Origin of the sequence: Streptomyces sp. NPDC001668 (genome assembly GCF_042893155.1) — a bacterium.
Taxonomy (GTDB): domain Bacteria; phylum Actinomycetota; class Actinomycetes; order Streptomycetales; family Streptomycetaceae; genus Streptomyces.
Genome location: NZ_JBIAUQ010000008.1, coordinates 127,573 through 149,488 on the forward strand (window position 1 = coordinate 127,573; position 21,916 = coordinate 149,488).

The following is a 21,916-nucleotide window of genomic DNA, read 5'->3' on the forward strand; positions in this document are numbered from 1 at the left end:
CCTCGACCGGCCTGGGCCGCCTCGGTCGACCGGCTTGGGCCCGCCTCGACCGGCCCGGACCGCCTCGGTCGACCGGCCTGGGCCCGCTCCGACCAGCCCCGACCGCTCCATTCGGGTCCGACGTGTCCGGACGGTCCCACCAGTCCGGAATCGTCCCGACCGCCCAGGCGCCTCTGACCCGTCTCGATCGGTCACCCCCCGGCCTCGCCCGAGCGCCCACGCCCCCGGGCTCCCCGCCGCCCGCCCTCGGTCCGCCCCCGGCAGTAAAAATCCGGCCTCGCGGCCACGGAGCCCTTCCGGCGGAACGGCGCCCGGATGCGTCGTGCGCGAGCCCCCGGTCCGGTCACCGCAGGCGCCCCTGATCGGGGAGTCTAAGCGCTCGCTCAGGTTGGGCGGTATGGTGGGGGTCGGACAGTGGAGAGGGGCGTGCGATGAGTACGGCGGAGGACACGGCCGGCGGCGAGACGTCGGCGTGGGGCGAGGTCACGCCCGACGCGGCGCGGCGGCTGCTCGTCGCGGCGGTGGAGGCTTTCGCCGAGCGCGGCTACCACGCCACCACGACCCGGGACATCGCGGGCCGGGCCGGGATGAGCCCCGCCGCGCTCTACATCCACTACAAGACCAAAGAAGAGCTGCTGCACCGCATCAGCCGGATCGGTCACACCAAGGCGCTGGAGATCCTCCAGGTCGCGGCCCGCCGCGAGGGCACCGCGACCGAGCGGCTCGCGGACGCGGTGAGCTCCTTCGTGCGCTGGCACGCGGGCGGCCGCACCACCGCCCGGGTCGTCCAGTACGAACTCGACTCCCTCGGCCCCGACGCCCGCGCCGAGATCCTCGACCTGCGCCGCCAGTGCGACGCCGAGGTGCGCCGGATCATCGAGGACGGCGTGGCCTCCGGCGAGTTCGACGTGCTCGACGTCAAGGGCACCACCCTCGCCGTCATGTCGCTCTGCATCGACGTGGCCCGCTGGTTCAACGTCGACGGCCCCTGGACGCCCGACGAGGTCGGCGCGCTCGACGCCGACCTCGTGCTGCGGATGGTGGGGGCGGCGAAGTAGCCGCTCAGAGGTAGTAGCGGGACACCGACTCCGCCACGCACACCGGCTTGTCGCCGCCCTCGCGCTCCACGCTGAAGGCGACGGTGACCTGGACACCGCCCGCCACGTCGTCGACGCCGGTGATCTGCGCGGTGGCGCGCAGGCGGGAGCCCACGGGGACCGGCGCCGGGAAACGCACCTTGTTCGTCCCGTAGTTGACGCCCATCTTCACACCCTCGACCTTGATCAGCTGCGGTCCGAACAGCGGCAGCAGGGAGAGGGTGAGATACCCGTGCGCGATGGTCGTGCCGAAGGGGCCCGCGGCGGCCTTCTCGGGGTCGACGTGGATCCACTGGTGGTCACCGGTGGCCTCCGCGAACAGGTCGATGCGCTTCTGGTCGACCTCCAGCCAGTCGGTGTACCCCAGCTGCTCGCCCACCGCCGCCTTCAGGTCGTCGGCGCCCGTGAAGATCCTCGGCTCTGCCATGTCCCGCCTCCTGCCGTATGATGTCTAAGCGACTGCTTAGCATGGTCGGCCGGGGAGTCCCTGTCAACGGACCGCGAGGGTGACGGCATGGGTAGGGTTCGAGGGGTGCCCCAGATTCCCGAGAAGATCCACGAACTCACGGTCGGCCAGCTCGCCGCCCGCAGCGGCGCCACGGTCTCCGCCCTGCACTTCTACGAGTCCAAGGGCCTGATCAGCAGCCGCCGCACCACGGGCAACCAGCGCCGCTACTCCCGTGACGCGCTGCGACGGGTCGCGTTCGTCCGGGCCGCCCAACGCGTCGGCATCCCTCTGGCCACGATCCGTGACGCCCTCTCCGAACTCCCCGAGGAGCGCACTCCCACCCGCGAGGACTGGGCCCGCCTCTCCGAGGCCTGGCGCTCCGAACTCGACGAACGCATCAAGCAGTTGAACCGTCTCCGCGACCACCTCGCCGACTGCATCGGCTGTGGCTGTCTCTCCCTCGACACCTGCGTCCTGTCCAACCCGGACGACATGTTCGGCGACCGGCTGACCGGGTCGCGGCTGTTGGTGGAGCAGGGCAAGGGCCGGCAGAAGAACGGGCGCCCGGAGCGGGAATGGGCGGAGGCGCCGGACACGTGCCGCTGAGCCGTAAGGGCCATGGGTCACCTCTCCCCGCCCCGCGCCCGGAGCCCTGACCTACGACGCCCGCTGGGCACACCCGTACTGGACCAGCCCCTCGGTCACCAACTGAGCGTTGGAGGTGGCTCGTCGGCCGTCCGGCAGAAGCAGGGTGTCCTCCAGGCCCACCCGGGTCGCGAGGCCCAGGCGACCCGCCAGCCGGAGGACCGGCCAGGCGCCGGCGTCCTCGCCGTGCAGCAGCACGGGGCGACCGTGAGCCATGCCCAGCTCGCTGAGGAGTGTGCGTGCGGATGCCTCCGCCGCGTCGGTGTCCGTCACCTCCGCGAGCACGCGCAGTACCTTCGGCCCGAGCGGAGACAATGCGAACCGGACCGCCGCGTCCGTGCCCGACCAGATGCCCGCCTCCACACCGACACCCAGGTCGATCAGCGCGGCGGCGGTCTCCTCGGCGCCCGGCTCGTGCCAGTTCACCGAGGCGTGGTCGGGCAGCACGGTCCAGCCCCGGACACGGGCGAGCCGGGCCGCCGGGTCCGGTTCCGCCCAGGCGCCGGTCGTCACACCGACCGGGACCGACACCCGCGCACGGATCGCCTCAAGCGTCGCCGCGACCACCCGCGGCGACAGACTGTCCTGCCCGCACGGCGTCTTGGGGTGCACATGGATGTCCGTGGCGCCCGCCGCGACGGCCTCGGCCGCCGCCCGCGCCATGGACGCGGGAGTGAGCGGCACCGCCGTCCCGTCGGCGGCCCCGCGCGGACCGTTGAGACACACCTGCACCATTCCTCGATGGTGCCAGGCGGCACCGACAGCTCGACCCTGTTCAAACAGGGGGTGCGGCATCCCCGGCGCACCCCCGGTGCGCTCGTACGCTCATGACGCTCTAGGCCGACATCAGCAACCGTCCGCGCCTGGCGTCCGCCAGGGCCTCCGGGGTGAGCACGGGCCGCGGCACCAGGATCCCGCAGTCCACACAGACCGGACCGGTCGAGGGTTCGTGGTCCAGTTCGTACTTCCAGACGAGCCGCTCCCCGTCGCACACCGGGCACACCGCGCCCGGTTCGCGCTCCAGCGCGGAGATCAGCCTGTGCAGTACGTCGGCCAGTGAGTCATCGGGGTGCACCCGGGGGTCGTCGCACCACGCGACTCCGAACCCGCCCCAGGTCAGCCGGTGCCAGTCGTCCACACTTCCCGGCCTGCGCAACCCGTCGTGCTTCTCCTTCTTGCGCCGCTCGGCGAACTCGACCTCGTAGGCCAGCCAGACCGAACGCGCCTCCTCCAGCTCCTCCAGTGCGGCCACGAGCCGCGCCGGATCGGGGGAGCGGTCCTCGGGACCGAAACCCGCCCGGGAGCACAAATGGTCCCAGGTCGCCCTGTGCCCGTAAGGAGCGAACCGCTCAAGGCATTTACGCAGCGAGTAGCGCCGAAGCGCCAGATCGCACCGCGGATCTCGCACCTGTCTCGCCAGACTCCGGAAACCGGCCATCGCCCTGCACCTCCGTCACACCTGCACCTGTACTTCGGTCACTTCGGCGTCGTCGCACGGACTTCGCGCGGCGTTGCCGAATAGACGTATCGACAAGCGATTTGGCTCCATCCGATTTCCGATGCCCCCCATAAGCTCGAGAACCCCTGCCAAAACTTGACGCATGTTCATCTTCAATCCCGGGGATACCGGCGGTAACGTCCGGCCACACCCCCCGTCGGTTGGAGCTGCCATGCCACGGCGCACCTCACGCACCGCACTCGACAGACTGAGAACTCCCGGCAGACTCACCGGGTTCCTGAAGTCCGCATCCGTATGCGTCCTGATTGCCGGTCTTTTGTCCCCGCTTGCCCAGACGGCCTCGGCCGCCGACACCGCGACGGCCAACGACTACTGCGGCGGCCAGTGTTCCGACATCCTGCCGCCCGGCGAGAACGGCAATGCCACCCTCGCGCAGGTGCTCCTCAACCAGTCCTTCGGCACCCAGCCCGACCACGCCGAGGACCAGCTCGGCCCGTACGCCAACCTGGCCAAGGGGTACCCCGCACTCACCAACTCCACGATCAACACGTTCTTCAACGACGCGTCGTTCGGGGTCCCCTCCGATCAAGTGGCCTCCACTCTGAGCCCCGCGGGGCGCACCGACGTGACGATCGTCCGTGACAAGAAGACGGGCGTACCGCACATCACCGGTACCACCAGATACGGCACCGAGTTCGGCGCGGGCTATGCGGCCGCCCAGGACCGGCTGTGGCTCATGGACGTCTTCCGGCACGTCGGACGCGGCCAGCTGACCACCTTCGCGGGCGGAGCCGCCTCCAACCAGGGCCTGGAGCAGCAGTTCTGGCGCAACGCCCCCTACAGCGAGGCGGATCTGCAAGCACAGATCGACAACGCCGTCGCCGCCAACGGCGCCCGCGGCCAGCAGGCCCTCGCCGACGCCAACGCCTATCTCGCCGGCATCAACGCCTACATCGACGCCTCCGACAGCGGCCGTTACTTCCCCGGCGAGTACGTCCTGACCGGCCACAAGGACTCCGTCACCAACGCCGGCACCATCGACCACTTCAAGATCACCGACCTGGTCGCGCTGGCCTCCGTCATCGGCGCCCTGTTCGGCTCCGGGGGCGGCGGCGAGGTCAACAACGCCATCTCGCTGATGGCGGCCCAGCAGCAGTACGGCGTGGCGAAGGGCACCGAGGTCTGGGAGTCCTTCCGGGAGCGCAACGACCCCGAGGCCGTCCTCACCGTCCACAACGGCGAGAGCTTCCCGTACGCCGCCAAGCCCGCGAACGCGCAGGGCCAGGCGTTGCCCGACGCCGGTTCGGTGGCCACCGAGCCCCTCGTCTACGACGCCACGGGCACCGGCGCCGACCAGAGCGCGAGCGCGGCCTCCGCCACGGCGACCGCGAACGCCCTCACCTCCGCCAGGCGCGGGATGTCCAACGCCCTTGTGGTCAGCGGGAAGTACACGGCCAGCGGTCACCCCGTCGCCGTCTTCGGACCGCAGACCGGCTACTTCGCCCCCCAGCTCCTCATGCTCCAGGAGATCCAGGGCCCGGGCATCAGCGCCCGCGGCGCCTCCTTCGCGGGCCTGAGCATGTACGTCGAACTCGGCCGCGGCCAGGACTACTCGTGGTCCGCCACGACCTCCGGCCAGGACATCATCGACACCTACGCCGTCGAACTGTGCCAGGACGACTACCACTACCTGTTCCACGGCACCTGCACGGCCATGGACAAGATCGAGCAGAAGAACAGCTGGGCCCCGACCACGGCCGACGGCACCGCCGCGGGGTCGTACACGATGAGGGTCTGGCGCACGAAGTACGGCCCCGTCGAGTACCGGGCGACAGTCGGCGGCAAGAAGGTCGCCTACACCACCCTGCGCTCGTCCTTCATGCACGAGGCCGACTCGATCATCGGCTTCCAGATGCTGAACGACCCCGACTACGTCAAGAGCCCGGGGACCTTCCAGAGCGCGGTGCAGCACATCAACTACACCTTCAACTGGTTCTACGCCGACTCGGCGCACACCGCGTACTACAACAGCGGCAACAACCCGGTGCGCGCGTCCGGCGTCGACGCCGAGTTCCCGGTGTGGGCGCAGGCGGCGTACGACTGGAAGAACTGGAACCCGGCGACGAACACCGCCGACTACACCCCGGCGTCCGCGCACCCCAACTCCATCGACCAGGACTACTACATCTCCTGGAACAACAAGCAGGCCAAGGACTACGCGACCGCGTCCTGGGGTGACGGGTCCGTGCATCGCGGCAACCTGCTGGAGGACCGGGTCAAGAAGCTGGTGGCCGCGGGCGGGGTCACCCGGGCCTCGCTGGTGAAGGCCATGGCCGACGCCTCCCTGGCCGACCTGCGCGCCGAGGACGTCCTGCCGGACCTGCTCAAGGTGATCAACAGCTCCACGGTCACCGACTCCACGGCCGCGGCCGCGGTGAGCAAGCTCCAGACCTGGCTGACGGCCGGCGGCAAGCGGACCGAGACGTCGGCCGGTTCGAAGAAGTACGCCGACGCCGACGCGATCCGCATCCTGGACGCGTGGTGGCCGCTGCTGGTGAAGGGCATCTTCGAACCGGGGCTCGGCACCAGCCTGTACACCGCCATGCAGGCCAACCTGCCCGTCGACGAGTCCCCTTCGGCCGCGCACGGCCCGACCGGCGCCCACGCGGGCAGCTCCTTCCAGTACGGCTGGTGGAGCTACGTCGACAAGGACGTCCGCGCGGTGCTCGGTGAGAGCGTGCAGGGCCCGCCGGCGGACAAGTACTGCGGCGGCGGCAGCCTCAGCGCCTGCCGGGACATCCTGATCAGCACCCTGAAGACCGCGGCCGGCAAGACCGCGGCCCAGGTCTACCCCGGCGACGACCTGTGCTCGGCGGGCGACCAGTGGTGCGCCGACTCGATCGTGCAGCGCACCCTGGGCGGCATCAAGCACTACAACATCAGCTGGCAGAACCGACCGACCTTCCAGCAGGTGGTGGAGTTCACCTCGCACCGGTAACACCGCCAGGAAGTACGGCTGTTGGCGGCGGGTCAGTGGATACGGCCCGCCGCCAGCACCAGCCGGGCCAGCTCGCGGTGGCAGATGTCGCTGTGCGCGCCCGCAGGCGGTCCACCGCGTCTGACGACGGCCGCCACGTCGACGTTCACGCAGCCTTTCGCGGGCAGCTCCACCGCGAGGGCGTCGGCGAGCGAGAGGGCCTTCGTGCCCGGCACCGCCTGCACCCCGTCGTATCCCATCGCACCCCACTTGCCGCCCAGCACCCGGCCGATGTCGAAGGCCCCGACGCCCTGCGCGTCCCCCGCCATGCGGGAGGCCAGCGGATACAGCGTGCCGAGCGCCGAGTCGTGGCGGGAGTGGCAGCACACGAGTGGCCCGTCGATTCGGTTCTGCTGCCCCTGGAGCAGGCCTCCCGCCCGCGCGTCGTGCGGCAGCCGGCTCGCGAACGCGTAGTGCGAGAAGGCCCCTTGGAGCAGGGTGACGGACTTGACGGTCCGCACTCCCTCCGGCAGCCCGCGCAGCGCGAACGACACCAGGCGGCCTCCGAAGCTGTGCCCCACGAGATGCACCCGCACCCCCGGCGCCGCCTCGGCGAGCTGCCCGACCACCCGGCCGAGCCCCCGCTCGCCGACGGTGCCCGCGCGCCGCTTCATGGCGTAGTACGTCCCCTGCCGCAGCAGTTCGTGCGCCCCGTCCCACGGGTTGGGAAGCGAGAACCCCTGGGCCCCGTCGGGTGATTCGAGACGGGAGAGGGCCTGCGCGAACTCCTCGCACACCGCCGCCGCGGACCCGGTGAGGATCTCCGGCTCGTCCTGCGGCACGCCCTCCGCCAGCGTGTCCGCCGCGAACAGCGCCTGCGGCCCCGGCGGCACGACCTCCACCAGCATCCGCACCAGCCGCCCGAACTCCTCCAACTCGGCGTCCTCACGCGGCTGCTGGTCCAGCAGCCGCGCCAACTGGTCGATCACCGTGGCCCGTCCGGGGAAGGTCTCGAGCAGCGCGTGCCGGGTGTCCTTGTCGAGCACCGGACGCGGCGGCATCTCGGCGGCCACCGCCCGCGGGAAGTCCGGGATCGGCTCGTCGGAGAACCGCATCGACGGCCATACGACCCCCACGTACCCGAGTCTCGCGGCCGGCGCGAGCTCCGGGAACGGGGCGAAGAAGTGGCTGTAGAGCCGGGTCGCCCCCGAGCGGTCGCTGTTCCAGCCGTGCGCGAAGACGACCAGCTCCCGGACGCCCCGGTCCACCGCCTCCGCGAGCAGCCGGTCCCGCCGGCCGCCGTCCGGGTCGCCGTCCGCGTCGAACGTCAGCTCCCAGTACGGCGTCACACTCATCGCCGGATCCGCCATGACAGACCCCCTCGTCCCCCGCGCTGGTGCGCATCGTCCTGCTACGGGGCGAAGTTGGCCATAGTTCACGGCTCATCTGTAGAGGAGGTAATTCTTTCGAATCCGTCGGAAGGCGCTCAGCTCCTCCCGCCAGCCCGCCACGACCTCGTCGGTGCCGGCCCCGGCGTCGATCATCGTGCGGACCCGGGTGGATCCCGTGAGCTTGTCGATCCAGTTGTCCGTGCGCCAACTGAACCCGGACCAGGCCTTCTTGGCGGTCACGAGCAGGCCGATGCCGGTGCGGACGGGGTCGTACGCCGACCTGTCGTGGACGTGGATCTGTACGCCGCCGATCGTCTTTCCCTGGAACTTGGAGAAGGTGGGGGCGAAGTAGGCCTCCCTGAAGTGCACACCGGGCAGACCGAGTTCGTTCGCGGCGGCGGCCCAGCGGCCGTCCAGGCCCTCCGCGCCGAGCAGCTCGAAGGGGCGGGTGGTGCCGCGGCCCTCCGAGAGGTTCGTGCCCTCGAAGAGACAGGTGCCGGAGTACACCAGGGCGGTGTCGGGGGTCGGCATGTTCGGGCTCGGCGGGACCCAGGGCAGGTCCCAGGCATCGTAGAACTCCGAGCGCCTCCAGCCCGTCATCAGGACCGTGTCCAGGGGGACGGGGGTGGTGAGGAACTCGCCGTTGAAGAGCCGGGCCAGTTCGGCGACGGTCATGCCGTGCGCCTGCGAGATGGGCTGTCGGCCCACGAAGGTCGCGAACTCCCGGTGCAGAACCGGGCCTTGGGCCGCGCGTCCGGTGACCGGGTTCGGGCGGTCCAGGACGACGAAGCGCTTGCCGGCCAGCTGGGCCGCCTCCATGCAGTCGTACAGGGTCCAGATGTACGTGTAGAAGCGTGCGCCGACGTCCTGGATGTCGAAGACGACGGTGTCCACGGCGGAGGCGGTGAAGATGTCGGCGAGGGGCCGGCCGCTCTTCAGGTACGTGTCGTAGACGGGGAGGCCGGTCGCGGGGTCGTCGTAGCGGCCCTCGGAGCCGCCGGCCTGGGCGGTGCCCCGGAAGCCGTGTTCGGGGCCGAAGACGGCCCCGAGGTTCACTCTTTCGTCGGCGTGCATCACGTCGACGATGTGGCGGACGTCCCGGGTGACGCCGGTGGGGTTGGTGACGATGCCGACACGTTGCCCTTGGAGTTGTTCGTAGCCTGTCGCGGCCAGGTTCTCGAAACCGGTCCGTCTGCGACGGTGAGCTGCTTGGGTGGGAGATGCGGAGGCCAGTGACGCCGTTGCCGTTGCCGCTGCCAGCAGGGTTCGTCTGGATAGGCGCATGAGGTGCACGTTAGGTGCTCCCGCGGGTTGTGGGGAGGGTGCCGGTACGTCGTGGCTCGTCGCGCGGTTCCCCGCGCCCCTCGGTAGGTTTCCGTCGCCCTTTCCTTGAACATACCGACCGGTTAGTCTGACGGGGCAGTCGAGCCGCAGTCGAAGGAGACCGATGGTGGAAGCCCTGCAGGGTGCCGGAGTGGTTGTGACCGGAGCGGGAGGTGGCATCGGGGCTGCTCTGGCCCGTCGGTTTGCTGCGGAAGGGGCCCGGGTCGTCGTCAATGACCTCGACGCCGGGCGGGCCAAGGCGGTCGCCGAGGAGGTCGGGGGGATCGCCGTCGCCGGGGATGCCTCTGCCGTCATCTCCGAGGCCCGTGACGCCCTGGACGGCGTTGTCGACGTCTACTGCGCCAACGCCGGCGTCGCCTTCGGCGGCGACTCGCTCGACGAGAGCGCCTGGGCCACTTCCTGGGACGTCAACGTGATGGCCCACGTCCGGGCCGCTCACGCGCTGCTCCCGCAGTGGCTGGAGCGGGGGAGCGGGCGGTTCGTGTCGACCGTGTCCGCCGCCGGGCTGCTGACCATGATCGGGGCCGCGCCCTACGCCGTCACCAAGCACGGGGCGCTCGCCTTCGCCGAGTACCTGTCGCTGACGTACCGGCACCGCGGGGTCAAGGTGCACGCGATCTGTCCGCAGGGCGTGCGGACCGACATGCTCGCGGCCACCGGGACCGCGGGTGACCTGGTGCTCAAGCCGACCGCCGTCGAGCCGGAGGACGTGGCCGAGGCCCTGTTCCGGGGGATCGAGGAGGACCGGTTCCTGATCCTGCCGCACCCCGAGGTCGCCGAGTACTACCGGACGCGGGCCGCCGAGCCCGATCGCTGGCTGGCCGGCATGAACCACCTCCAGCGCAAGTGGGAGGAGGTCCGATGAGCGAGTCCCGTTACGCCGCCAAGCCCTGGCTGGGCCTGCTCAGTGAGGCCCAGCGCGGTCCGGTCGACCCCGATGAGTCCCTCGTGCACGCGCTGCGTCGGGCCGCCGCCGAGGCCCCGGAGCGGCCCTTCCTCGCCTACTTCGACGGCCGGCTCGGCTACCGCGAGGTCGACGAGCTCAGCGACTCCGTCGCCGGACATCTCGCCGCACGCGGCCTTCAGCGCGGGGACCGGGTGGCGATCCTGCTCCAGAACTCCCCGCTGTTCGTGCTCGCGCTGCTCGGTGCCTGGAAGGCGGGCGCGGTCGTCGTGCCCGTCAACCCCATGTACAAGTCGGGAGAGGTCGGCCATGTCCTGCGGGACGGCGAGGTGGCCGCGTTGATCTGCTCCGACCGGGCCTGGGAGTCGTATCTGCGCGAGACGGCCGCCGGCTCCCCGGTGCGGATCGTGCTCACCGGATGCGAGCTGGACTTCCAGACCCGCGGGGACGCGCGCGTGCTCACCTTCGAGCGGCTGCCGCAGGCCGAGGACGCCGACGACCTGGTGGCGGTCGCGCGGGCCGGGCACAAGGCGCCCGAGGGACGGGACGTCACGCCCCCCGACATCGCGCTGATCAGCTACACCTCCGGCACCAGCGGCACGCCCAAGGGCGCCACCAACACGCACGGCAACATCATGTACAACGCCGAGCGGCAGCGGACCGGGCTCCCGCTGCCCGAGGGGCCCGTGTACTACGCCCTGGCCCCGCTGTTCCACATCACCGGGATGGTCTGCCAGCTCGGGGCGTGTCTGACCAGCGTGGGCACGCTCGTGCTGACCTACCGATTCGATGCGGGCGTGGTCCTGGACGCCTTCGCCGAGCACCGGCCGCACTACACGGTCGGCCCGTCGACCGCGTTCATGGCGCTGGCCGCCCACCCGGACGTCACCCCCGAGCACTTCTCGTCCTTCGTCAACATCTCCTCGGGCGGGGCCCCGCTGCCGCCCGCCCTGGTGGAGAAGTTCCGGGCCGGCTTCGGGCCGTACATCCGCAACGGCTACGGGCTGACCGAGTGCTCCGCGCCCTGTGCTTCCGTGCCGCCGGAGCGGGAGGCGCCCGTCGACCCGGTGTCCGGGACGCTCGCCGTGGGCGTGCCGGGGCCCGACACGGTCGTACGGATCGTCGACGACCACGGCGTCGAGGTGCCCTTCGGCGAGCAGGGCGAGATCGTCGTACGTGGACCGCAGGTCGTGCCCGGGTACTGGCGGCGGCCGGAGGCGACCGCCGAGACCTTCCCGGACGGCGAACTGCGCACGGGTGACATCGGGTTCATGGACTCCGAGGGCTGGCTGTACGTCGTCGACCGCAAGAAGGACATGATCAACGCGTCCGGCTTCAAGGTGTGGCCGCGCGAGGTCGAGGACGTGCTGTACACGCACCCGGCGGTGCGTGAGGCGGCCGTCGTCGGGGTGCCCGACGGATACCGCGGGGAGACCGTCAAGGCGTACATCAGCCTCCGTCCGGGTGCCGAAACCGACCCCGACGCGCTCGCCGCGTACTGCAAGGAGAGACTGGCCGCCTACAAATACCCGCGGCAGGTGGAGATCCTGCCCGACTTGCCGAAGACGGCCAGTGGGAAGATCCTCCGTCGGGAACTGCGTTCCCAACCGCACAACAGCGAATGACCTCTCGGAAGGCAGGTGGCGGCACAGTGCCCAGAACGACGGACGGAGACGGTACGCCCGTCCCGCAGCGGCTGCTGGCCGCCGCCACCCGGCTCTTCGCCGAGCAGGGCTACGACCGCACCTCCGTGCAGGAGATCGTCGAGGCGGCCGGCGTCACCAAGGGGGCGCTGTACCACTACTTCGGATCCAAGGACGACCTCCTGCACGAGGTGTACGCGCGCGTGCTGCGCGTCCAGCAGGAGCGCCTGGACGCGCTCGCGGGCACCGACGAGCCGATCGAGAAGCGACTGCGGGCCGCCGCCGCGGACGTCGTCGTCACCACGATCGAGAACCTCGACGACGCGATGATCTTCTTCCGCTCGATGCACCACCTGAGCCCGGAGAAGAACAAGCAGGTGCGGGCCGAGCGGCGCAAGTACCACGAGCGCTTCCGCGCGCTCGTCGAGGAGGGCCAGGAAGCGGGCGTCTTCTCGAAGGCGACCCCGGCCGACCTCGTCGTGGACTACCACTTCGGCTCGGTCCACCACCTGTCGACCTGGTACCGCCCGGACGGCCCGATGGGCCCGCAGGAGGTCGCCGACCACCTGGCCGACCTGCTGCTGCGGGCGCTGCGTCCGTAACCGGCGGTCCTACGGCTCCGGCGTGGGGCCGAGTCCGGCCTGGCGGGCCCAGGCCGCGGCCTCCGCGCGGTCGGCGACGCCCAGTTTCGTCAGAACCGCCGACATGTGGTTGCTGACCGTCTTCGGGGAGAGGCCGAGCCGGGCGGCCACGGCCGAGTTGGGCCGGCCCTCGGCGATCAGGGTCAGCACATCGCGTTCCCGCGGGGTGAGCGTCGGGCACGGGTCGGGCCGCTGCGGTGGCCGGCCGAGCTGTCCGAGCACCCGCCGGGCCACGCCGGGGCCGAAGATCGCCTCACCGGCGGCCACCGCGCGGATCGCCCGGACGATCTCGTCCTGGCCCGCGCCCTTGAGGACATAGCCGCGGGCGCCGGCCCGCATCGCCGCGAACACCGAGTCGTCCTCCTCGACCATGGTCAGCATCAGCACGGCCACGGCAGGGGCGACCCGGCCGATCTCCCGTGTCGCGTCGATGCCGTTCTGGTCCGGCATCCGGATGTCCATCACCATCACGTGCGGGCGCAGCGTCACCGCGGCCCGCACCGCCTCCCGCCCGCCGGCCGCCACTCCGACGACCCGCACCCGCGGGCTCCCGTCCCGCACCGACTCCAGCAGCGCGGCCAGCCCGGTACGGACCACGGGATGGTCATCGGCCAGCACGACCCGCAGCACCTCCTCCTCACCGGCGCCCCCCTCCGGCACCTCCGAGGCCACACCGCCGGCACCACTCCCGCTCTCCACCGCCGCCTCCGGCCACACACCCGGACGACCGTCGTCGGCGCCCCTTCCCGCCCGTGCCTCGCGTCCCGCCACGTCGCCTCCCTCCCACTCGCCGCCCCCCGCCCGCACCACCCGCTCCGGAACACCTCGCACCCCGGCGGGCCGCCCCCGCCGCACGCCGTCCCACCACCCGCCCCTCACAGCGGCAGCCTGGCCGTCACCCGGCCGCGGCCCGCCGTGCAGCGGCCGCCGAGTTCCGCGGCGCGTTCCTGCATCGACGTGATGCCGACGCCCGGTCGCCAGGGGGCGTCCCCGGCCGTCGGGGTGCCGTCGTCGGACACCTCCAGGCAGAGGGCGTCGCCGATCCGGATCCGCAGGTCCACCCGGGAGGCCCGGGCGTGCCGGGCCGCGTTGGTGAGGGCCTCGACCGCGATCCGGTACGCGGCCACCTCCACGGCGGCCGGGAGGACCGGCAGCCGTTCCGGTGCCTCGATCCGGATGTGCAGCGGGGTGCCGTCGGCACGCCAGGACAGCCGGGCCGCCCGCTCCCGCAGCGCGCCCAGGAGCCCCAGCTGGTCCAGGTCCGGCGGCCGGAGCCCGTCCACCAGCCGCCGGACCTCCCCGACCGCCCCGCCGATCTCGGCCCGCAGCTCGGCCAGCAGACCGATGGCCCGCTCCCGGTCGAACGCCAGCAGATTGCCCACGGCGTCCACCTGGAAGGCCGCTCCCGCGAGCGTCGGCCCCAGCCCGTCGTGAAGATCGCGGCGGATACGGCGTCGCTCCTCCTCCTGGGCGGCCACGAGCCGTTCCCGGGACAGCTGCAACTCCCGGGTCAGGTCGGTCGCGTGCAGGGCCGCCGCGAGCGGCACCGCGAGCAGTTCCAGGACGGCGAGGTCCGCGGGCGCCGGCTGCTGCTCCCCCGGCCGCAGACCGACCACCAGCTCGCCGACACAGTGACCGTCGTAGTCAAGGGCGACGGTGTGCACCGAGTCGACCGGGGTCCCCCAACTCCCGCTCACCGTCCCCGACCTGGAGTCCAGGCAGGCGTACGGCAGCCGCAGCGCCTCGCCCACCGCCTCCGGCACCGCACCCACCCCGGTCCCCGCGAGCCGTTTGCCGATCCGGGAGACCACGCCCACCGGATCGTGCCGCTCGCCGTACAGCGCCCGGTCGACCATGCGCTGAAGCCCACGCCGGGCGGGCTCGAAGGCGACGGCGAGGGTGACGGTCACCAGCGCCGGGCCGAGGAGGTCGGGCAGCGGGGCCAGCTGGGACTGGACGAAGGTGACGAGACCGACGTAGGCGGCGATCACACCGAGGGTCAGGGCGCCGTACAGCAGACTCCGGGAGACGACGACCCGGATGTCGAGCAGTTCGTGCCGGAGCACGGCGATCATGATGGCCGTCGGCAGGAACAGCGTGCAGCACGACGTGTAGACCGCGGGGAAGCCGAAGATCTGGAGCAGCACGCTCAGCGCCAGCGGTGTCATCCCGGCGATCAGCCACAGCATCCGGCGCCGGTCCTGCTCCCCGCCGCGCCGGTAGCGCATGGCCATCACGGCGAACACGGCGGCCAGCACCAGACAGGCCTTGGCCGTCTCGGCAAGTCTGAGCGAGGGCAGCCAGCCGGCCGGCACCGGCAGGTAGGACGGCTCTGCCGCGGTGCCCCGGAACAGCCCCCAGTCGTCCCGCGCCCACACCGCGAAGTCGACCGGGGAGGACAGCAGTTGCAGGACCAGCGCCCAGCGCCAGCGGTGGTCGGGCAGGCGTCCGTCGGGGAACAGGAAGAACACGAAGACGAACGCCCACGAGCTGCCGATGATCCAGGTGTGCCGCCCCACCGTGGTGATCGCGTGCAGCAGCCCGGGGGGCCAGCCCAGCCGCAGCCCCTCGACCCCCAGGCCGATCGACAGCCCCGTGAACGCGTGGCCCGTGCCGTACCCGATCAGCAGCCAGCCGATGGGGTTGCGCGGGCGGTGCAGGGCGATCACCGTGCCGCAGACGGGGTAGGCGAAGCCGACCGCGAGATCGACGACCATGTCGTAGCGGACCAGGTCCCGCGCCGCGACGTCCGCCATCGCCAACGCCACCGCCCCGGCCGCCACTTGGGCGAGCGCCAGCCCCAACAGGGCGTACGCCGCCAGGGTGCGCCGCCGGGTCCGCCCGTGCCCGTCCTTCATGCCCTCATCGTCCCGGTTCGGCCGCCCGGGTGTCATGGGAACCCTTCCCGGTCCACCCGGGAGAGGTTCCGCCTCCCGCCCGGTGGATTCCTCTCAACTCCCGGCCGCCATCGGCGCGATGCTCAGGACAGGAAAGCCAAGACCTTCGGGGGAGAACATCATGCGCACACTGAACCGGCGTCTCACGGGCGTCGTGCTGGGCTCGCTGCTCGCACTGGGCACCGCCACCGCGGTCCCGGCCGCCGCGCAGAACGCGCCGGCACCGTCGCAGGCCCGCAGCGCCGCCTGCGGCATCCCGGTGAACGAGTCGCACATCAAGGGCCGTTGGAACGCCCTCGGCGGGTCCACCGGCTGGCTGGGCTGCCCGCGGAGCTACACCAAGGACGTCTACCTGGGCGGCGTCTACGCGGGAAAGCGCCAGTACTTCGACTACGGCAACGTCACCTGGTCGCCGCGGCAGGGATCGAACATGGTCGTGGCCGCGTGGGAGGACGCCGGCTACGCCTACTTCAACTGGGGCACGACGTCGCCGTACAGCTACGACCGGTTCCTGATCCGCTACACCAGCGCCGCCGACCCGAACGGCACCCAGCGCGAGGTGGGCGGCGGGACGTCCGGCCGGGTGCGGGTGCAGGAGCGCACCACGGGCGCCTACACCTTCCGCGTCGAGGGCTGTGACGTGGGCGTGTTCGGGCACAGCTGCCGTCAGGGCTGGACGCTGAGCGCGTCCACGCCCAGCTGACCGACACCTCGGGGGAGCGGGGGCCGGAGGGGCGGGACACGCCCCTCCGGCCCCCGCGGCGCGCCTACAGGTACTTCTTCAGCTCCCGCCGGGCCAGCGAGCGCTGGTGCACCTCGTCCGGGCCGTCCGCGATCATCAGGGTGCGGGCGCCGGCGTACAGCTCGGCCAGCGGGAAGTCCTGGCTGACTCCGCCCGCGCCGTGCAGCTGGATGGCCCGGTCGATGATGTCGACGACCGCGCGAGGCGTGGCGATCTTGATGGACTGGATCTCGGTGTGTGCGCCCCGGTTGCCGACCGTGTCCATCAGCCAGGCCGTCTTCAGGACCAGCAGACGCAGCTGCTCGACGGTCACGCGCGCGTCGGCGATCCAGTTGTGCACCACGCCCTGCTGGGCCAGCGCCTTGCCGAAGGCATCGCGCGAGACGGCCCGGCGGCACATCAGCTCGATCGCCCGCTCGGCCATGCCGATCAGCCGCATGCAGTGGTGGATCCGGCCCGGACCGAGGCGGGCCTGGGCGATGGCGAAGCCGCCGCCCTCCTCGCCGATCAGGTTCGAGGCCGGTACGCGCGCGTGGTCGAAGATCACCTCGGCGTGGCCGCCGTGGTAGTGGTCCTCGTAGCCGAAGACCCGCATCGCGCGCGTGACGGTGACGCCCGGGGTGTCGCGCGGGACCAGGATCATGGACTGCTGGCGGCGGATGTCCGCGCCGTCCGGGTCGGTCTTGCCCATGACGATGAAGATCTTGCAGTCCGGGTTCATCGCCCCGGAGATGTACCACTTGCGGCCGGTGACCACGTACTCGTCGCCGTCCCGCTCGATGTGGGTGGTGATGTTCGTGGCGTCGGAGGACGCGACCTCCGGCTCGGTCATCGCGAACGCGGACCGGATCTCACCGGCCAGCAGCGGCTCCAGCCACTGCTTCCGCTGCTGCTCGTCCCCGAACTGGCTCAGGACCTCCATGTTCCCGGTGTCGGGCGCCGCGCAGTTCAGCGCGGTGGGTGCGAGCTGCGGGGAACGGCCGGTGATCTCGGCGAGCGGGGCGTACTGGAGGTTGGTCAGCCCGGCGCCGTACTCGGAGTCGGGCAGGAAGAGGTTCCACAGGCCCTGCCTGCGTGCCTCGGCCTTCAGCTCCTCGACCACGGCCGGGGTGTCCCACGGCGAGGCCAGCCGCGCGCGCTGCTCCTCCGCGACGGCCTCGGCGGGGTACACGTACTCGTCCATGAAGGCGAGCAGCTTGGCGCGCAGCTCCTCGGTGCGCGCGTCGAACGCGAAGTCCATGCGGATCAGCCTTCCTGGATGCCGTCGTGAAGCGTGGTCAGACCGTGCTGGATGAAGACCGGGACCAGGTCGCCGATGCGGTCGAAACCGTCGCCGACCGTCTGGCCCAGGGTGTAGCGGTAGTGGATGCCCTCCAGGATCACGGCGAGCTTGAACCAGGCGAACGCCGTGTACCAGGACACCGCCGTCACGTCCCGTCCGGAGCGCTCGGCGTACCGCGCGATCAGCTCGGCCGGATCCGGGTGGCCCGCGGCCTCGGCGGTCGTGGAGATCGTGGAGTCGGCCATGCCCAGCGGCACGTTGTACATCACCAGCAGACCGAGGTCGGTGAGCGGGTCGCCGAGGGTCGACATCTCCCAGTCGAGGATCGCCTTGATCTGGTCGTCGTCGCCCATCAGGACGTTGTCGAGCCGGTAGTCGCCGTGCACGACCGTGGCCGCGGGGGACTGGGGCAGATGGCGGCCGAGGGCCGCGTGCAGCTCGTCGATACCGGCCAGGTCACGGTTGCGGGAGGCGTCCAGCTGCTTGCCCCAGCGGCGCAGCTGGCGGTCCAGGAAGCCCTCGGGACGCCCGAAGTCCGCGAGGCCGACCTCCGCGGGGTCGACCGCGTGCAGCTCGACGAGGGTGTCGACGAGGGACAGCACGGCGTCGCGGGTGCGCTGCGGGCCCAGCGGTGCGAGCTGGTCGGCGGTGCGGTACGGGGTGCCCTCGACGAACTCCATGACGTAGAACGGCGATCCGGGCGCCGCCCCGTTCTCGGGGTCCTCGCACAGCAAGACCGGGTTCGGTACCGGCACGTTCGTGGGGTGCAGGGCGCTGATGACCCGGTGCTCGCGCTTCATGTCGTGCGCGGTGGCCAGGACATGGCCGAGCGGGGGCCGTCGTACGACCCACCGTGCCGTGCCGTCCGACACCGCGTACGTGAGGTTCGACCGTCCGCCCTCGATCAGCCGGCCGGTCAGGGGGCCCTGCACCAGGCCGGGCCGCTCACGGTCGAGCAGGCCGCGCAGCCGGTCGAGATCGAGGCCTGGCGGATGGTCGGGGCTCATCGGGGCTCCTTACGCGCGCGTGAACGGGTTCCGACCATCATGCCGACTGGTCGGTATGTCGTCCAGAGGGAACGGTGAACGTGATCCGGCCCACGATAGGCCGACAGCTCCCCGCGCGGTACGGCGGGGAGCTGTCGGGGGTGCTTGTCGGTGCTGTGGCCGTCAGTGGTCGTCCCAGTGACCCTCGTGGGCGGCGTGCCGGTGGCCGTCGTGGAGGTAGTCGACGTGGTCGCCGTGCAGGACGCTCTTGTGGCCGCAGTCCTGGCCGTGCCGGTGCTCGTGCCCCTCGTGCGAGACATGCCCGCCGGGCTCGCACTCGTCCCAGTGGCCCTCGTGCTCGCGGTGCAGGTGCCCGTCGTGCGCGTAGTCGACGTGGTCCTCGTGCGGCACCTCGGTGTGCCCGCAGTCCGAGCCGTGCGTGTGCGCGTGGGAGGAGTGTTCGTGGTGGAGGGTGGTCATGGTGCTCACCTTCGAAGCGACGGGCGATGACGTCGGACAGGCTGCCACGGGCGGGGTGCATATCGGGCGATTCGGGGGCGTGTGGCGTGGGATGTCCGAGGTGAGGTGAGCGGCGGGGCTGTCGGGTCTTGCGTGCCGTCTCCGGGGCCCCGGCTCGGAGCGTCGGCGCCCCGGAGGGGGGCTGGCCGCTGCCGCGCGGTGGGGTGTGAGCGGGGTTGCCGGGTCCGTGCGTGCCGCCTTTGGGCCTCGGTTCGGATCGTCGGCGTCGGGGGGTGGGTCGGTTGCGGGGAGGTGTCGTGGTTGCCGCCGTGCGATGGGTGCGTTGCAGGGCTGCCAGGTCGTGCTCGCCGGCTCGGGGTCTCGGTTCGAATCGTCGGCGTCGGGCGCGGCGCGGTGTCGCGGTCGCTTCCGCATGGTGGGGGAGGTGTCGCGGCCGCTTCCGCATGGTGGGGGAGCTGTCGCGGTCGCTGTTGCACTGTGGGGTGCGTAGTGGCGCTGCCGGGTTCATGCGCCCCGCCTCCGAGCCCCCGTTCAGAACACCAGCGCCGCTCCGCAGGCCGCCAACGCCACCGTGCACAGGACCGCCGCCGTGGCGGTGCGCGGGGTCAGGGACCGTGGGGCGCCGGACGAGGTCAGGGTGCGGATGCGGCGGTGGGCGAGGTACAGGAAGGCGAGCCACAGGGCGCAGCACAGCGCGCAGGCGATGACGGCGCCGGGGGACGGGCCGCCGTGCAGGGCCGTCTTCACGGCGAGTACGGCGGAGACGGTGCCGGAGAGGGTCGTACGGCGCCAGGCGAGCCGGGTGCGTTCGGGCTGCAGGCCCGGGTCCCGCTCCCCGGCGGCGGCCTCGCTCATCCCTCCCACCCGACGAGCACCACGAAGACCATCGCCACGGCCACCACCGCGACCACCAGGCTCAGCAGCGCGGGGAACCGTGACACCGGCAGATCCTCGCCCCGCCGCATCGCCCGCTCGCACCGCACCCAGTGGTTGACCGCCCGCAACGAGCACAGCACGCCCGCCGCGAGCAGCGCGAGCGCCAGCCCGACCCGCCAGCCCCAGCGCAGATCCGGCAGGAACTGGTCCACGGCGAAACCACCGCCGATCAGCGCGAGCGCGGTACGCAGCCAGGCCAGAAAGGTGCGCTCATTGGCCAGCGAGAAGCGGTAGTCGGGGGTCCGGCCCTCCTCCCGAACCTCCTCGGGGGCGAACCAGACGCGGACGTTCCGTGCGAAATCGATCACGCGCACGAGCCTATCGGCCGGGTCGTCGAGGAGCGTCGTCGGGCGCTCCCCCGGACCCGCCGGCCCCGTTCACCCCATCGACCGGTACGCCTTGAGCCGCTCGTAGGCCGCCAGCCCGTCCGGCACCCACTCCCAGTCCCGCAGGCGCAGCTCCACCTCGTCGTCCGGCAGGAAGTCGTGCCAGGCGACCTCCTCGGCCTGAGGGCTCACCGGGAGCTCGCAGCGGACCTCGTAGACCGCGGACCACCAGGTGTGACCGGCGCCGTCGTCGTAGAGGAACTTGAAGAGGTACTCCGGGCGGGGCAGCCCGCTCACACCCAGTTCCTCCTCGGCCTCGCGCAGCGCGGCGTCGTCGTAGGACTCGCCCGCGCCGACCACTCCGCCGACGAACATGTCGTAGAGGGAGGGGAAGACCAGCTTGGTGGGGGTGCGGCGGTGCACGAAGAGGCGGCCCTCGGCGTCCCTGGCCTGGATGAAGACACAGCGGTGCCGCAGGCCCTTGGCGTAGGCCTCACCACGCGGGGACCGGGCGACGACGTTGTCGTTCTCGTCGACGATGTCGAGGATCTCGTCAGCAGCGCTCATGGCACCCATCCAAGCAGGGGTCACCCGTGCCGGGGCCGGCAGCCGGGCACGGGCCCGCGGCCGGGGGGAAGTGCGCGTCCGTGCGGCCCCTCACACCAGCCCGCGCAGGGAACAGGTGCTGGAGCAAGGGGCCCGGGAGGCCGGGCCCGCGGCCACCTGGAAGCGCGGCCTCCGCCCAGAACCCCGCCCCTGCCCAGGCCCTCGCCCCCACCCGCGGACGCGCCTCAGCTCGGCTGGAGGTTCCGCGTAGGCTCCGACTGGGCGGCTCCGGAGGGCATCGCCGGGTGCATCCCCAGGAGCACGATGCCCGCGACGACGGCGGCCAGCCCCACCGCCTCCCAGGTCAGCGCGCCGGTGTCGGTGCGCAGCCGGTCGCCGAGGAAGCCCACTCCGCAGACGATCCCGGCGAGCGGCTGGGCCGCGGTCAGGGCGGGCAGCGACATCCGCAGCGGCGCGGTCTCGAACGCGCTCTGCACCAGGACGAGCCCGGTGACGCCGAGGGCGAGCACGGCGTACGGCTGCCAGCCGGTCAGCAGTTCGACGAGGCCGCCCTCGGAGAAGCGCTGGCCGCTGACCCGGGTGAGGGCGTCCTGGACGCCGTAGAGCAGACCGGCCGCCAGGGCCAGCAGGACCGGGCCCGCGCTCAGGCGGGAGCGCTTGGCGTAGGTCGTGAGCAGCAGGGCGAGGCCGATCATGACGCCGATGATCAGCCAGTGCCGGAAGGGATCGGTGACCGCCGTACCGCCGCGCGGCTCGCCCGCCACGATGAACGCGGTCACCCCGCCCGCGAGCAGCGCGAGCCCCGCCCAGCCCTGGCGACCCAGCGGCTGCTTCGTCTGCTTGCGGGACAGGGCCAGGGCGAAGAGGAGGTTGGTGGCGAGCAGGGGTTCGACCAGCGAGACCTCGCCCTGGCCCAGCGCGATCGCGCCGAGGATCATGCCGGCCACCATCAGGCCGATGCCGCCGAGCCAGCGGGGCACCTTCACCAGGTCGAGCAGGAGCCGAGGCGAGAGGAAGTCGCTCAGCGGGGCCTGACGGGCCGCGTTCTGCTGGAGCACGAAGCCGAAGCCCAGGCAACAGGCGGCACTCACGGCGAGAGTCAGAACCAGAACGGACACGCTGCGTACCTCGATCGTCCGGCCGGGCGGCAG

21 protein-coding genes are annotated in these 21,916 nt (G+C 71.8%); 7 read left to right on the forward strand and 14 right to left on the reverse strand.

Translation table 11 applies throughout. The annotated features are described in order from the left end of the window. Nucleotides 1-431: 431 nt before the first annotated feature. A complete protein-coding gene (locus tag ACFYZ8_RS24780) occupies nt 432-1,058 on the forward strand; it encodes a TetR/AcrR family transcriptional regulator (RefSeq protein WP_359031966.1) in 627 nt (208 codons plus the stop codon). 4 nt (nt 1,059-1,062) lie between these two features. On the opposite strand, the gene ACFYZ8_RS24785 is transcribed toward ACFYZ8_RS24780, so the two are convergent. Beyond that, on the reverse strand, nt 1,063-1,524 hold the full coding sequence (locus ACFYZ8_RS24785) for a MaoC family dehydratase (RefSeq protein ID WP_007380934.1): 462 nt from the start codon (nt 1,522-1,524) through the stop codon (nt 1,063-1,065). A gap of 105 nt (nt 1,525-1,629) precedes the next feature. Here ACFYZ8_RS24785 and soxR point away from each other — a divergent pair, with 105 nt between their 5' ends. Then, a complete protein-coding gene (soxR, locus tag ACFYZ8_RS24790) occupies nt 1,630-2,151 on the forward strand; it encodes a redox-sensitive transcriptional activator SoxR (RefSeq protein WP_388536195.1) in 522 nt (173 codons plus the stop codon). A gap of 51 nt (nt 2,152-2,202) precedes the next feature. On the opposite strand, the gene ACFYZ8_RS24795 is transcribed toward soxR, so the two are convergent. Further along, entirely contained in the window at nt 2,203-2,925 is a 723-nt protein-coding gene (locus tag ACFYZ8_RS24795) for a 3-keto-5-aminohexanoate cleavage protein (RefSeq protein WP_388536193.1), read from the reverse strand. A gap of 100 nt (nt 2,926-3,025) precedes the next feature. Next, entirely contained in the window at nt 3,026-3,628 is a 603-nt protein-coding gene (locus tag ACFYZ8_RS24800) for a hypothetical protein (RefSeq protein ID WP_388536191.1), read from the reverse strand. 232 nt (nt 3,629-3,860) lie between these two features. On the opposite strand from ACFYZ8_RS24800, the gene ACFYZ8_RS24805 reads away from it, so the two are divergent. After that, on the forward strand, nt 3,861-6,647 hold the full coding sequence (locus ACFYZ8_RS24805; protein WP_388536188.1) for a penicillin acylase family protein: 2,787 nt from the start codon (nt 3,861-3,863) through the stop codon (nt 6,645-6,647). 32 nt (nt 6,648-6,679) lie between these two features. On the opposite strand, the gene ACFYZ8_RS24810 is transcribed toward ACFYZ8_RS24805, so the two are convergent. After that, nucleotides 6,680-7,996 (reverse strand): serine-threonine protein kinase, encoded by a 1,317-nt coding sequence (locus ACFYZ8_RS24810; protein ID WP_388536185.1) that lies wholly within the window; start codon nt 7,994-7,996, stop codon nt 6,680-6,682. 72 nt (nt 7,997-8,068) lie between these two features. Then, a complete protein-coding gene (locus tag ACFYZ8_RS24815) occupies nt 8,069-9,301 on the reverse strand; it encodes an exo-beta-N-acetylmuramidase NamZ domain-containing protein (protein ID WP_388536183.1) in 1,233 nt (410 codons plus the stop codon). A 163-nt stretch (nt 9,302-9,464) separates the two neighbouring features. On the opposite strand from ACFYZ8_RS24815, the gene ACFYZ8_RS24820 reads away from it, so the two are divergent. Genes ACFYZ8_RS24820 through ACFYZ8_RS24830 form a run of 3 tightly spaced genes read left to right on the forward strand, consistent with a single transcriptional unit; the run spans nt 9,465 to nt 12,510 of the window. Beyond that, nucleotides 9,465-10,226, forward strand: a complete 762-nt coding sequence (locus ACFYZ8_RS24820) for an SDR family oxidoreductase (RefSeq protein WP_388536180.1) — start codon at nt 9,465-9,467, stop codon at nt 10,224-10,226. After that, entirely contained in the window at nt 10,223-11,890 is a 1,668-nt protein-coding gene (locus ACFYZ8_RS24825) for a class I adenylate-forming enzyme family protein (protein ID WP_388536178.1), read from the forward strand. The genes ACFYZ8_RS24820 and ACFYZ8_RS24825 overlap by 4 nt, the downstream gene beginning before the upstream one ends. A gap of 26 nt (nt 11,891-11,916) precedes the next feature. Then, a complete protein-coding gene (locus ACFYZ8_RS24830) occupies nt 11,917-12,510 on the forward strand; it encodes a TetR/AcrR family transcriptional regulator (protein ID WP_359031974.1) in 594 nt (197 codons plus the stop codon). A 9-nt stretch (nt 12,511-12,519) separates the two neighbouring features. Here ACFYZ8_RS24830 and ACFYZ8_RS24835 read toward each other — a convergent pair whose 3' ends face one another. After that, nucleotides 12,520-13,320 (reverse strand): response regulator, encoded by an 801-nt coding sequence (locus tag ACFYZ8_RS24835; RefSeq protein WP_388536175.1) that lies wholly within the window; start codon nt 13,318-13,320, stop codon nt 12,520-12,522. A 104-nt stretch (nt 13,321-13,424) separates the two neighbouring features. Then, entirely contained in the window at nt 13,425-15,407 is a 1,983-nt protein-coding gene (locus ACFYZ8_RS24840; RefSeq protein WP_388536173.1) for a sensor histidine kinase, read from the reverse strand. 160 nt (nt 15,408-15,567) lie between these two features. Between ACFYZ8_RS24840 and ACFYZ8_RS24845 the strand changes: the two genes are divergently transcribed. Next, nucleotides 15,568-16,149 carry a hypothetical protein gene (locus ACFYZ8_RS24845; protein ID WP_388536170.1) on the forward strand — a complete coding sequence of 194 codons (582 nt, stop codon included), beginning with the start codon at nt 15,568-15,570 and terminating at the stop codon, nt 16,147-16,149. A 64-nt stretch (nt 16,150-16,213) separates the two neighbouring features. Here the strand turns inward: ACFYZ8_RS24845 and ACFYZ8_RS24850 are convergent, their stop codons facing one another. The 7 genes from ACFYZ8_RS24850 to ACFYZ8_RS24880 all read right to left on the reverse strand — a co-directional run bounded on the left by ACFYZ8_RS24850 (nt 16,214) and on the right by ACFYZ8_RS24880 (nt 21,883). Beyond that, nucleotides 16,214-17,428, reverse strand: a complete 1,215-nt coding sequence (locus ACFYZ8_RS24850) for an acyl-CoA dehydrogenase (protein WP_359031978.1) — start codon at nt 17,426-17,428, stop codon at nt 16,214-16,216. Nucleotides 17,429-17,433: 5 nt separating this feature from the next. Further along, nucleotides 17,434-18,477, reverse strand: coding sequence for a phosphotransferase family protein (locus ACFYZ8_RS24855; RefSeq protein ID WP_388536167.1), 1,044 nt, complete (start codon nt 18,475-18,477; stop codon nt 17,434-17,436). Between the two features lie 162 nt (nt 18,478-18,639). Further along, on the reverse strand, nt 18,640-18,936 hold the full coding sequence (locus ACFYZ8_RS24860) for a hypothetical protein (protein WP_388536165.1): 297 nt from the start codon (nt 18,934-18,936) through the stop codon (nt 18,640-18,642). 531 nt (nt 18,937-19,467) lie between these two features. Continuing rightward, nucleotides 19,468-19,791: a DUF202 domain-containing protein gene (locus ACFYZ8_RS24865; RefSeq protein ID WP_388536162.1), complete on the reverse strand. Its 324-nt coding sequence runs from the start codon at nt 19,789-19,791 to the stop codon at nt 19,468-19,470. Continuing rightward, nucleotides 19,788-20,180 (reverse strand): DUF202 domain-containing protein, encoded by a 393-nt coding sequence (locus tag ACFYZ8_RS24870; RefSeq protein WP_359031982.1) that lies wholly within the window; start codon nt 20,178-20,180, stop codon nt 19,788-19,790. The genes ACFYZ8_RS24865 and ACFYZ8_RS24870 overlap by 4 nt, the downstream gene beginning before the upstream one ends. A gap of 69 nt (nt 20,181-20,249) precedes the next feature. Further along, entirely contained in the window at nt 20,250-20,765 is a 516-nt protein-coding gene (locus tag ACFYZ8_RS24875) for an NUDIX hydrolase (RefSeq protein ID WP_388536159.1), read from the reverse strand. A 224-nt stretch (nt 20,766-20,989) separates the two neighbouring features. Next, the gene (locus ACFYZ8_RS24880; protein WP_359031984.1) at nt 20,990-21,883 is read right to left on the reverse strand and encodes a DMT family transporter; all 894 of its coding nucleotides are present in this window, start codon (nt 21,881-21,883) and stop codon (nt 20,990-20,992) included. Nucleotides 21,884-21,916 lie beyond the last annotated feature (33 nt).

Excerpts from the sequence above, each read along its gene's own strand:
- ACFYZ8_RS24795 (WP_388536193.1), bottom strand. The coding sequence starts at position 2,925 with ATGGTGCAGGTGTGTCTCAACGGTCCGCGCGGGGCCGCCGACGGGACG.
- ACFYZ8_RS24845 (WP_388536170.1), top strand. The coding sequence starts at position 15,568 with ATGCGCACACTGAACCGGCGTCTCACGGGCGTCGTGCTGGGCTCGCTG.
- ACFYZ8_RS24825 (WP_388536178.1), top strand. The coding sequence starts at position 10,223 with ATGAGCGAGTCCCGTTACGCCGCCAAGCCCTGGCTGGGCCTGCTCAGT.
- ACFYZ8_RS24820 (WP_388536180.1), top strand. The coding sequence starts at position 9,465 with ATGGTGGAAGCCCTGCAGGGTGCCGGAGTGGTTGTGACCGGAGCGGGA.
- ACFYZ8_RS24805 (WP_388536188.1), top strand. The coding sequence starts at position 3,861 with ATGCCACGGCGCACCTCACGCACCGCACTCGACAGACTGAGAACTCCC.
- ACFYZ8_RS24800 (WP_388536191.1), bottom strand. The coding sequence starts at position 3,628 with ATGGCCGGTTTCCGGAGTCTGGCGAGACAGGTGCGAGATCCGCGGTGC.
- ACFYZ8_RS24785 (WP_007380934.1), bottom strand. The coding sequence starts at position 1,524 with ATGGCAGAGCCGAGGATCTTCACGGGCGCCGACGACCTGAAGGCGGCG.
- ACFYZ8_RS24860 (WP_388536165.1), bottom strand. The coding sequence starts at position 18,936 with ATGACCACCCTCCACCACGAACACTCCTCCCACGCGCACACGCACGGC.
- ACFYZ8_RS24875 (WP_388536159.1), bottom strand. The coding sequence starts at position 20,765 with ATGAGCGCTGCTGACGAGATCCTCGACATCGTCGACGAGAACGACAAC.
- ACFYZ8_RS24855 (WP_388536167.1), bottom strand. The coding sequence starts at position 18,477 with ATGAGCCCCGACCATCCGCCAGGCCTCGATCTCGACCGGCTGCGCGGC.
- ACFYZ8_RS24815 (WP_388536183.1), bottom strand. The coding sequence starts at position 9,301 with ATGCGCCTATCCAGACGAACCCTGCTGGCAGCGGCAACGGCAACGGCG.
- ACFYZ8_RS24780 (WP_359031966.1), top strand. The coding sequence starts at position 432 with ATGAGTACGGCGGAGGACACGGCCGGCGGCGAGACGTCGGCGTGGGGC.
- ACFYZ8_RS24840 (WP_388536173.1), bottom strand. The coding sequence starts at position 15,407 with ATGAAGGACGGGCACGGGCGGACCCGGCGGCGCACCCTGGCGGCGTAC.
- ACFYZ8_RS24810 (WP_388536185.1), bottom strand. The coding sequence starts at position 7,996 with ATGGCGGATCCGGCGATGAGTGTGACGCCGTACTGGGAGCTGACGTTC.
- ACFYZ8_RS24865 (WP_388536162.1), bottom strand. The coding sequence starts at position 19,791 with ATGAGCGAGGCCGCCGCCGGGGAGCGGGACCCGGGCCTGCAGCCCGAA.
- ACFYZ8_RS24850 (WP_359031978.1), bottom strand. The coding sequence starts at position 17,428 with ATGGACTTCGCGTTCGACGCGCGCACCGAGGAGCTGCGCGCCAAGCTG.